The organism is Dokdonia sp. 4H-3-7-5 (assembly GCF_000212355.1).
Lineage (GTDB): Bacteria > Bacteroidota > Bacteroidia > Flavobacteriales > Flavobacteriaceae > Dokdonia.
Genome location: NC_015496.1, coordinates 3,046,200 through 3,058,525, shown reverse-complemented (window position 1 = coordinate 3,058,525; position 12,326 = coordinate 3,046,200). Strand labels below are relative to the sequence as shown.

Sequence of the window (12,326 nt, the reverse complement as noted above, 5' to 3'; positions counted from 1 at the left end):
TTTTTTTATGGAAAAAACAGATAATTATATGACGGCAGACCAAGGTAGGCGTTCTTTTAAAATAAAGGATGTGCCTCGCCTTATGGTTGACACTTATAAAAAATGGATGGCATCAGACCCATTTAAGTTAAGTGCTATCGTTGCCTATTATGCCATCTTATCACTGCCTGCACTTGTTGTTATTATTTTAAACATTGTTGGTGCAGTCTGGGGTAGAGATATCGTTCAAGGTGAGTTACTTGCCGAAATTACTAAAGTATTAGGACAGGAAACTGCCGAATCTATACGACTCATGATGGTAGACCGAGGAGATGAAGAAACAGGTTTCTTTACAGCTACTGTGGGTATCTTAGTACTATTATATGGTGCGACAGGTGTGTTTTTTCAATTACAGCAGGCGCTAGACACGATATGGGGAGTTAATCTCAATGAGCAAGATGGGATTCTTAATATTATAAAAAGTAGGGCGAAGGGATTTGGATTTATTTTAATTATTGGGTTCTTACTTCTCATCAGTTTTATAGCCACTTCACTACTTAGCGCATTTTCAAACAGACTAGCAGAATTTTTACCAGCTTCTTTAATAGAATTTATATTTATAATTGATATAGCAATCTCGCTTATAGTTATTTACATGCTATTTGCAGCACTGTTTAAGTTTTTACCTAGCGTTTATGTGCGTTGGAAAGCAGTACGAGTAGGCGCCGGTCTTACAACCATATTATTTATTTTAGGAGAAGTTGCTATGGCATACTACTTCAATACCATGGAGCCTGGTTCTACTTATGGAGCAGCAGGATCTATAATCCTCATTATGCTGTGGGTTTCTTATAGCAGCTTGATTTTATTTTTTGGAGCAAATTTTACTAGAGTATATGCAGACGCATATTATAATGAAGCGCACCAATTAAAAACAGGAATAGGTTTCAGAAGATTTCAACATTTTAAAAAGAAAGAAGAATAGTTACGCTTTCGCGAAAACTACCAATTAATAATAAATAAAATAACAAACTATGACAGAAGTAAAAGCATATGGCGCTCAAGATAAAGAAGCCGACTTAAAAGAAATGACAATAAAACGTCGTGATACACTATCTACAGATGTAAAGATAAAAATTACATATTGTGGTGTTTGTCACAGTGATATACATACGGTAAGAAGTGATTGGGGACCAGCAATGTACCCAGTAGTTCCAGGACATGAAATTGTAGGAGAAGTAATAGAAGTAGGATCTGATGTCACAGGATTTAAAAAAGGAGACGTAGTAGGAGTAGGGTGTCTAGTAGATTCTTGTCAAGAATGCTCATCATGTAAAAGTGACCTTGAGCAATTCTGTAAAGAAGGAGCGACATGGACTTACAACAGTAAAGACAAGCATACAGATGGGCACACCTTTGGAGGGTATTCTCAAGAAGTAACTGTAGATCAAAATTTTGTACTTAACATACCAAGTAATTTAGATATTAAAGCCGTTGCACCTTTATTATGTGCAGGTATTACTACATTCTCACCGTTGCACCACTGGGGAATCAAGGAAGGAATGAAAGTAGGAATTGTAGGTCTAGGTGGACTTGGTCATATGGGAATTAAGTTTTCTCATGCAATGGGAGCAGAGACAGTAATGATCACCACTTCAAAAGGAAAGGCAGATGACGCAAAACGCCTAGGTGCAGATAGCGTGCTGATCTCTAAGGATGAAGATGCGATGGAAGAGCAACACGGAACTTTTGATTTTATATTAAACACAGTCCCTGTAAGTCACGATATTAATCCATATTTAGCATTGTTAGGCGTAGATGGAACAATGTGTATGGTAGGAGCTATAGAACCATTACCAGATGTTCATGGTGGTAATCTTATTATGGGACGTAAAAGTGTTGCAGGTTCTCTTATAGGAGGAATTAAAGAGACTCAGGAAATGCTAGATTTCTGTGGCAAGCACAATATTGTAAGTGATATTGAAATGATTGACATGAAAAATATCAATGAAGCCTATGAGCGAGTACAAAATAATGATGTAAAATATCGATTTGTAATTGATATGGATACCCTATAGTAGGTGTCTTATTTATTAAAAAGTTGTAAAAAGCGAGCTGTAATAGCTCGTTTTTTATGTTTTTAACGTCTTTACATTTAGTTTTAACGATAACTTAGCGGAGTTTCTATTAAGTGCTTGTGATATTTGTAAAAAAAGAATTAGCATGTTTTTAAACAAAACGATACTGTTAGTAGGGTGTATATCTGCATTCGTTACGCTATCATCTTGTGATAATAAACAAAGAGATCAACAAATACGTGAAGAAGCTGAGCGTGAGATTGTGCAAAAGAAATTATCAGAAAAAGCCTTAAAAGAACAGATAATAATTGAAGATAATAAGGTACATGGAATAGTTTCTAAAATTAACAATACCGAAGAGCTTTCTGAATTTGAATTACAAATTAAGGAACTAGATTTGGATGAATGTTTAGTGAACCAAGGATTTCTTACCATATTCGCCCCAAATAATAAGGCGTTTAATAATGAAAACTTAGGTGTCTTAGATAAGAAATCTAGTGATTATGACAAGTCTGAGGCAAAAAAAGCACTCAAGTACCATGTAGTTAAAAATAAGTGGACAGCAGAAAAACTAGAATCAGAAATTATAAAGAGTGGTGGTTCTTTAGAATTGCCTACCCAAAATGGAGGTAGCATCCGCGCGACATTAGACAAAACAAATATTATTCTCAATGATGAAAGCGGGCATACTGCTAGAATACTATCTGCAGATATGAGTCCCTCAAACGGTTCTTTGTATATTATAGACAGCGTTTTAATGGCTGACTAGCTTTTCAATTAGCACCTTTCGTGAGAATAGTCAAATATCTCCTCTATTTATTTGTAAGTGATTTTATCACGCTTTCGCGAAAGCGTAACCCACAACAATGTTAAAATTTTAATAGTAGGTTGATACTATTTAACAGAAGATTACGTCGTCAAATTATGTTAAAAGCGATTATCGACGTTAATTTGTTAAAGCTTATCAAACCCTCTATTTTCATTGTCAGAAGAACAACAGTCTATCCCAAAAAAGCCTAAGAGAAAATATCGATGGCTTCGCATTATTGGTCGAATCTTAGTGATCATATTTCTTATATTATTCTTACTTGTTCTATTCATACGCAGTGAGTGGGGACAGAATATTATAGTTTCTAAAGCAGTTACCTATTTATCTGAGAAGACAAATACCAAAGTTGAACTAGAAAGGGTGTTTATCACCTTCGATGGTGATATTGCGGTTGAAGGACTTTACATAGAAGATAAGAAGGGCGATACACTGGTTTACAGCAGATCATTAGAGGCAAATATCCCGTTTCTTCCTATATTACAAGGTTCTGGAATAGGGATAGAGGATGCACAGTGGGAAGGCGTTCGTGCAAACATCATAAGAAACGATAGTATCTCTGGATTTAATTTTGACTTTATAGCAGAAGCATTTGCTAGTCCTTCAACTGCGGAAGTAGATACCATTGCGACAAATCCCCTTGATATAATTATAGGAGATATTTCTTTAAAAGATTTTGACATCACTTACAATGATGGTGTAACTGGAATTACAAGTAGCTATGTTTTTGATGTACTAGAAGTAGAGATGGATGTAGTAGATCTCGACGCAATGAGATTCACTGCTAATAGCGGTTTAATTCAAAATGGACGCTTTAATATCTACCAAGTTCCTGTACCTTCAGATCCGAATGCAGAAGAAATTCCGTTGCCATTTCTAGCTTTCGAAGAGTTAACACTTAACAACGTAAGCGGTAATTATACTGGCACAGAAGCAGGAATTGATTTTGACTTCGATTTAAAAGAACTATATGCCGAAATCCCAAAAGCAGATTTTAATACGTTTACCATTGATGTAAATACGATTAATATTTCAGATAGCAACTTAGGTATTAATATGACTACTGTTGCATCTGCTTCGACTATTGGCGCTACTAGTACTTCCATATTCCCTGCCTATAATATTCAAATTACCGAAGCACTTATTAAAAACACAGGTGTTTCATATACTGTGGATGGTGCGACTTCCTCTAAGGGGACGTTTAATCCTAATGCAGTCACTATTGAGAATATTGCCTTTGACGCAACAAATACATTTTTAAAAGATTTTAAAGCGGGTAGCACTATAGCGCATCTTTCGGGATATGAGTCAAGTGGTATTAACTTAAAATCTCTAGCAACTAATTTCCTTGTGTCAGAGCAGAATCTGACTATCGATGATTTGAAGCTTCAGTTAAATAATAGTGCTATAGATGGTTGTATATCAATGAATTACCCTTCATTTAAATCATTAACATCACAACCTGAAAAGGTGACTCTTGATGTATCGATACCAAGTTTTAGATTTGATGTAAAAGATACCTATCGTTTTCAGCCAGACTTGTTAAATAATGAATATATAAGAGCATTGAGTAAGCAGTTTTTAACTGGATTTGTAAATGCATCTGGATCATTAGCTTCACTTGATGTCCCATTTTTACGTATGAATTGGGGTAAAGAAACATCGATTACTGCCAGTGGCGCTCTGAGTAATCTAAGCGATGTAGATAATCTCTACATGAACCTACCAGAGATACAAGCACAAACCACCAAGCGAGATATTTCTAAGTTTGTAAGTGCAGATTCCCTTTCAATTAACTTACCTGCGAAGTTTAAACTAGTGGGTAATGCAAAAGGTAGTATGGAAGATATAACTGCAAAGGCAGCATTGACTTCAAGCCAAGGTGCAGCAACCATAGTTGGTAGATTTAAAAATGGTAACACCATTGCATTTGAAGCAGATGTAGCTGTGCAGGAATATGCGATGGGAGAATTATTGGGCAATGACCAATTAGGAGCACTCACCTTATCTGTTAAAACTAGTGGATCAGGAAGCACTATAAATACACTCGATGCAAGTCTAGATGCGACTGTAAATACTTTCCAATATAACAAGTATGCCATTAAGGACCTTAACCTCAAAGGTCAAGTCACAAATGGTAAAGGAGCATTTAAATCTACTTATAAAGATGAAAATCTTAATATGACCTTAGATGGCTTAGTAGTGTTAGACTCTATAGCTCCTGAAGCGTCTATAGATTTAGACATCATAGGAGCAGATCTTCAAGCGCTTGGTCTCATGCAAAGAGATGTGCGCACAGGTTTTAAACTAAAAGGAAATTTTAAGGGTAATGCAACGAGTTATGACGTAGCTGCTACGATGGATGATGGTATTGTTGTTTATGATGACCGCTCATACCTCATTGGGAACCTAGATGGTACTGCGAGAGTTCGCCCAGATAGTACCTCAGTTACTTTTGATAATAAAATCATGAATCTTGATTTAAAATCAAATGCAGATCCAGCACGCATAACAACAGCACTTCAGGATCATATTTATAGCTATTTTTATAGAGATGTGGCTGTTGCAGATACGCTAGCAAACCCTGTAAACCTTATTCTCAAAGGAAAAATCAGACAGTCTCCTTTACTTAATGAAGTCTTTTTAGTAAACATGAAAGATCTTGATACGGTATCAATTGATCTAGACTTTGCGCAAGCAGAGCGTGTCTTAAATGCTTCTATTAAAGCACCACATGTTAATTATGGAGGTAATGAGATTGATAGTCTTGCTTTTGTAATGAATACAGATAAGGATGATTTTAATTTCAATCTAGGCTTTAAAGGAATTAAAGCTGGACCATTTGCTATTCAACGTACAGAGATAAGCGGTAATCAAACGAATAATGAGCTAGCATTAGACTTTCTTGCTTATGCTGGAGGGGATAAACTTATACAAGTTCAATCTGAAATTACAGGAAGTAGAGAAAATCTCCGTTTTCATGTATTGAGAGATAGTTTGATTTTTAATAAAAAACAATGGGGAATCCCTGTTACTAATGAAGTCCTCATCACAGATAAAAAATTATCCTTTAATGATTTTCGCTTTAAGCGAAATACCCAATCAGTAGAGATTACAGATAAGCTTCCTACCATTGAGAAAGACCATATTGCAATAGATTTTAGGAATTTTAAGATTAGCGAATTCTTAGCTTATCTCAATCCAAATGAGCAACTAGCTACTGGAAATCTTAACGGCGATCTGGTATTAGAGGAGCCATTTGGAGATTTAGGTTTCTTGGCTGACTTATATGTAGAAAATCTTGGTTTATTAGGAGAAAATTTAGGTACAGCAGAGCTTACAGGTAGGTCACTCAATGGAGACCGTTATGATTTTAATTTGGGCATTCAGGGTGGAAGTGTTGATCTTGATCTTACAGGTGATTATGTAGCAGATGTAGATGGCGCATTAATTAACATGGATCTCGATATTAACGAGATTAAAATGGAAGCTATAGATGGCTTTTCACTTGGAGAGCTTAAAGATGGCTCAGGAAGTCTTGAGGGTAATTTTAAATTAAATGGGGCACTAGCAAGCTTAGAATATCAAGGATTTTTGAGGTTTAAGAATGCTGGATTTATAGTGTCAAAGCTTAATGCTCCTTTTTCTTTAAAGAACGAAACAATCTCCTTAGATAACGATGAAATCTCAATGTCTAATTTTACAGTATTAGATGAAAAACAAAACACACTTGTAGTCTCTGGGCTCATTGGTACGGAGAGTTTTATTAACCCATCTTTTGATTTAACAATCAACGCAAAAGATTTTCAAGCTTTAAATGCTAAGCCAAAAGATAATGACTTCATTTATGGTACGGCTGTTTTTGATGCAAAAGCAAGTATCAAGGGGGATTTACAAATTCCAATTGTTACAGTGGACGCGACAGTAGGAGGTGCTACAGATGTTACTTATGTGATGCCTACGGCGGCAGCAAATATAGAATCTAGTGACGGAATCGTAGTTTTTGTAAATCGTGAAAATCCAGATGCCATACTTACAAGAACAGAAGAGGAGACCGGAACTATTACAGGTTTCGATTTCAAAGGACTTTTTAAGGTAAACAAAGAAGCGCAAGTAACTGTTCTTATAGATAAAGAAACAGGTGATAATCTTAAAGTACAAGGAGAAGGAGATTTTAATTTTACATTACAACCTAATGGTAGAATGACGCTCACGGGTGTGTACGACGTAACTAGTGGTCAGTATGAAATGAATCTTTACAATTTAGTGAACCGCACATTCAAATTAGATCCTGGTAGTAGAGTAAGCTGGTCTGGTGATCCATTTGATGCAAAACTTGATGTACGTGCTGTATATGAAGTGGAGGCTTCTGCATCACCTTTAATGGCAAGCGCAAATGCGGGAGCAGATCCTGCTCAAAGTAGTAAATACAGACAGCAGCTACCATTCTTAGTATATTTAAATATAGATGGCGAACTACTGAGTCCAAAAATTAATTTTGCTCTTGATTTGCCAGAAGATGAGCAAGGCGCCATAGGTGGCCAAGTTTATAGCCGTGTGCAGCAAGTAAACCAGCAAGAAGGAGAGCTCAACCGTCAGGTATTCTCATTGCTTGTATTAAATAGATTTTACCCAGATTCCAATTCTGATGGAAGTCGTGGTGGTTTTGCAAGTATTGCAAGAGATAACTTAAATGACGCTCTATCGGATCAGCTTAATATTTTTTCTGATAAGTTATTGGGAAAAACAGGATTTCAACTTGATTTCGGATTAGATAGTTTTACAGATTATCAAGGAACCACACCACAAGAGCGTACACAGCTAGATATTGCAGCACAACGTAAGTTTTTTGGTGATAAGCTTACAGTACGCGTAGGCAGTAGTGTTGATGTAGCTGGTCAAAGTGCCTCTGGCGAGAGCAATCCGCTCATAGGTAATGTGAGTCTTGAGTATGAGCTTACCGAGGATGGCCAATACCGTCTTAAAGGCTTCCGTCGTAGTGAGTTTGAAAATGTAATTGATGGGCAAACAATCGTAAGTGGTATATCTCTAATATTTCAGCAAGAGTTCAATAAATTTAGTCAGCTGTGGGATGCTATTTTAAGAAAGAAACAGCAGCAGCTTGTAGAGGAGGAAAAAGCCAAGAAAGAAGCAACTCCACCTCAGGAAACTATTGAAAACAATAAAAACAACTAGCACGTGCAATACCGATTATCTACATATTTTTCAGCTCTAGTTTTGATCGCTTTTTGCGCGTCGTGTAGTGTTGAAAAGTACATTCCAGAGGGAGAACGTTTATATACTGGCGCCGAAATTGTCATATCCCCAGATAGCACCATCACAAATCAAAGTTCGCTACAAACAGAGCTTGAAGGTGTGCTGCGACCTACACCTAATTCTAAAATCTTAGGAGGTTATCCTTATTTAAGTGTTTATTACAAAGCACAGCGTGAAAAACCAGGAGTAATCAATAAATGGCTTAATAAAAAGATAGGAGAGGAGCCTGTTTATCAATCTGATGTAGAAGAATTTGAAGTAGAATCATTACTACGTAACAGACTAGAAAATCGCGGATTTTTCTATAGTACGGTGAGTTCACGCTTTCGCGAAAGCGAGACAAAAAAAAGAGCATCTATTACTTACAACCTCAAAGTACCTACGCCATACCGCATGGAGACGTATCAACTTGATACGTTATCACCGCCTATTTATAGAGAGATGATAAGCACGGTGGCTTCCTCACCGCTTGAAAAAGGCATGAGATATGACTTGTCTAATCTTAAACTTGAGCGCGATCGTATTGATTATCTCCTTAAAAGAAAAGGATATTACAACTTCAATCCTTCGTTTTTAATATTTGAGATAGATACCAATCAATACAGCAATAAGCGTTTTGATATGTTCTTGAAGATTAAGAAGGATGTGCCTAATAAGGTCATTGTTCCTTACAAAATAAGCAAGGTAAATGTGTATCCTAATTATGCGCTCAAAGACTCGTTACAATCTGATGTGGTTCGCTTTGATAGTTTAAATTTTATTCAAGAAGAGCTTTATTTTAAACCTAAATACCTTGCGCCATTTGTACAACTTGAAGAAGGACAATTGTATCATCCAGATGTCTCCCGTAACACTGCGCGACGCCTGTCTACTATAGGAGCCTATAAATTTGTAAATATCCAGTATGACGAGATTGATAGCTTGCGCACAGATAGTTTAGGTATTCTTGAGGCAAATATTTACTTATCACCTTTAAATAAACGAGCCTTAAGAGCCGAAGTGCAAGCAGTAACTAAGTCTAATAATTTTGCTGGACCTGGACTAGCACTAACCTATAGCAATAGAAATCTCTTTAATGGTGGGGAGATTCTTAATATTACAGGATCTGCAGGATACGAAGTACAACTAGGAGGAGGAGAGTCATTAAGTAGTATAGAGCTAGGTCTGGCCAGCGAACTCGTATTCCCAAGAGTGATATTTCCTATTGATATTTCAACAGATTTTTTTGAGTATAATATTCCAAAAACGGTTGCAGCACTAGGTGTAGATTATTTGAGCCGTTCTAGATTATACACCTTATTGTCTGGTAATGCTGGATTTGGTTATGTGTGGGATGCAAATAAATATGTCACACACCGTATTAATCCTCTTTCTGTGAGCTATACGAGACTCTCTAATACTACGACAGAGTTTGAAGATATACTCACTGCAAATCCTTTGTTAAGACAGAGTTTTGATCAGCAGTTTATTGCTGGACTTAATTATAGCTTCACGTATAATGGGATGGTAGAGACCCAGAAAACACATCAAATATTTTTCAATTCTAACTTTGAACTTGCAGGTAACGCCATTAGTTTGCTAGGTAAAGATGATGCAGACACTCAAAATAAAACATTTATAGGATTGGAATATGCACAGTTTGCTAAGTTAGATGTAGATTTTAGGTATCATTTTAATATTACAAATGAGCAAAAAATCGCAACGAGACTCTTTGCAGGATATGGGTATGCGTACGGCAACTCAGAGATATTACCATTTGTAAAGCAATACTATTCTGGTGGGCCATATAGTGTGCGCGCCTTTAGAATACGCTCTTTGGGGCCTGGAACATCTTCTGGAAACCAATCTAGCGGAAACTTCTTTGATCAAATAGGAAACATCAGGCTAGAGGCAAATGCAGAGTATCGTTTCCCAATTTTCAGTTATCTCAAAGGTGCCTTTTTTGTAGATGCTGGAAACATATGGAATAGCACAGAAAATGAAGATCTTGAAGGTAAAGATAAGTTCACCTCAGATTTCATTAATGAATTAGGAATAGGCGGTGGTTTTGGACTTAGAGTAGATGTTCAGGGCTTTGTGATTCGTTTTGATCTCGCAGCTCCTTTTCACGATCCATCATTACCGGAGGGCGAGCGATGGGATTTCAAATTTGACGAACCTATTTTCAACTTTGCTATTGGATATCCATTCTAAAACAATCTCGCTTTCGCGAAAATGTGAAACAAACTATTATTAGAAAGAAATCACGTCACAGCCAGGGGATTTTTATAGTACAAGAATTATCAAACCAACAGACCAAACAATACATACATACCTTATTTTTGAGTTATGAATCAAACCGACCAGAAGATTTACATCATAGGCGCTGGAATAAGCGGCCTTGTTGCAGCTATTAACTTAGAGAAAAAAGGCTACGCACCTATAATTCTTGAAGCGACAGATCGCATAGGGGGACGTGTAAAAACAGATATTGTAAAAGGATATCAGTTAGACCACGGTTTTCAAGTGTTACTTGAGAGTTACCCGAAAGCCAAAGAGTATCTCGATTACAAAAAGCTAGAGTTACAATCTTTTTTGCCTGGAGCTACTATTTACAAAAATAGAAACTCGCAATCTATAGGAGATCCTACACGTAGTTTTAAAATGCTCATCCCGACTATGAGCTCATCTATAGGTACACTGGGGGATAAGGTCAAAATTTTGAAACTTAATAAAAGTCTTAAGAAGAAATCGCTCGAGGATATTTTTAAAGAGGAAGAAAAGACTACCTTAAAGTATTTACAAGATAAAGGCTTTAGTAAATCGATGATTACAGATTTCTTTAAGCCGTTCTTTAGTGGGATATTTTTAGAATCTTCACTAGAAACATCTAGCAGGATGTTTGAGTTCGTTTATAAAATGTTTGGTACTGGTATGGCAACATTGCCAAAAGCAGGTATAGGAGCAATACCAAAACAATTACAAGAGCAGCTAGCAACTACTCAGGTTAGACTAGACACTGCTGTTAAGGAAGTGTCCGGGCAAACAATCACATTAGAAAATGGCGAGGTTCTAGAGAGTGACTACATCATCATTGCAACAGAGGCGAGTCACATAGTTCCTAACCTCAGAGGTCAAGAAACTCCATGGAAATCATGTGTAAACTTGTATTTTGAAGCAGATGCTCCTAAAGATCGTAAGCCGCTCATTGGTCTTGTGGCAGATGAGAATACTAGAATTAACAATATATTCTATCACGACACGCTAGAAACTGTTACAACAGGTGCAAAAAGTTTATTATCTGTTACCGTGGTAGATCATAATGATTTGAGCGTGGAAGCGCTTAGCGCAATGGTGTCATCAGAGCTCAGTACGTATTGTGGTATAAAAGGGACTACTTTTCTCAAATCATATGAAATAAGAAAAGCATTACCTGAGCTTAGCAATCTCCGTAACAATTGCGCGCCATCAGAAACGCAGCTTACTAACAACATTTTTCTTGCTGGTGATCATTTATTAAATGGATCATTAAATGCAGCAATGGTTTCTGGGGAGAGAGCAGCAGAAGGTGTAATCGAAAAAATAGAAGGACTTCTAAAGTAACTTCAGAAACATAAATTAATACTTGAAAGAGGCGATGATTTTATAATCATCGCCTCTTTTTTGTACAATACATTCTGGATGTAAAGCTAGTAAGTTTCGGAATATTCTAAAGCAGAATAGATAGCAAATTGCACTTAATTTTTGAATCCTCAGACTCAATAAATAATGCTTGTTTAAGACTTTTGTTTAGCAAATCAATGGCAAATGAATCATCAGTAATTGCTAACTATAGACGTTATCTATTTAGAGTTTAAAATGATAGTAAAATTATTAAAATCAATTAGTTGTATAGTATTTTTAAAGTTATTGTTTAATCATAAAGAATAGCTATTTAAGATTGGCATCAGAGATTTTAAGATAATTTGTGATGATAAGTGCAAAGTGAAAAGAGTAGTCATTTTGAGGTTTTTGATTGCTGTATTAGGTTAATTTTTAGACAAGACTAAAAGTGTAAATTTATGATATTTGTGAGATTGTTGTGTTGCCTTTTTAGGCTTTCGCGAAAGCGTAATTGTTATTATTTACAATCTTTACCGACTCATTCTTTTTTGATGTTTTACTCAAACTCAACAAGCTTATTAATA

The 12,326-nt window shown here is 36.3% G+C and carries 6 protein-coding genes; all 6 read left to right on the top strand.

All coding sequences use genetic code 11. From position 1 onward, the window contains the following. Positions 1 to 7 precede the first annotated feature (7 nt). The 6 genes from KRODI_RS13580 (at position 8) to KRODI_RS13555 (ending at position 11,742) form a co-directional block, all read left to right on the top strand. On the top strand, positions 8 to 964 hold the full coding sequence (locus tag KRODI_RS13580) for a YihY/virulence factor BrkB family protein (protein ID WP_013752193.1): 957 nt from the start codon (positions 8 to 10) through the stop codon (positions 962 to 964). Positions 965 to 1,013: 49 nt separating this feature from the next. Beyond that, positions 1,014 to 2,057, top strand: a complete 1,044-nt coding sequence (locus KRODI_RS13575) for an NAD(P)-dependent alcohol dehydrogenase (RefSeq protein WP_013752192.1) — start codon at positions 1,014 to 1,016, stop codon at positions 2,055 to 2,057. A 145-nt stretch (positions 2,058 to 2,202) separates the two neighbouring features. Beyond that, positions 2,203 to 2,826: a fasciclin domain-containing protein gene (locus KRODI_RS15170; RefSeq protein ID WP_013752191.1), complete on the top strand. Its 624-nt coding sequence runs from the start codon at positions 2,203 to 2,205 to the stop codon at positions 2,824 to 2,826. A 213-nt stretch (positions 2,827 to 3,039) separates the two neighbouring features. Continuing rightward, complete coding sequence (locus KRODI_RS13565; RefSeq protein WP_013752190.1) at positions 3,040 to 8,079, top strand: translocation/assembly module TamB; 5,040 nt, start codon at positions 3,040 to 3,042, stop codon at positions 8,077 to 8,079. Positions 8,080 to 8,082: 3 nt separating this feature from the next. Beyond that, complete coding sequence (locus tag KRODI_RS13560; protein ID WP_013752189.1) at positions 8,083 to 10,353, top strand: BamA/TamA family outer membrane protein; 2,271 nt, start codon at positions 8,083 to 8,085, stop codon at positions 10,351 to 10,353. Positions 10,354 to 10,488: 135 nt separating this feature from the next. Then, positions 10,489 to 11,742, top strand: a complete 1,254-nt coding sequence (locus tag KRODI_RS13555; protein ID WP_013752188.1) for an NAD(P)/FAD-dependent oxidoreductase — start codon at positions 10,489 to 10,491, stop codon at positions 11,740 to 11,742. Positions 11,743 to 12,326 lie beyond the last annotated feature (584 nt).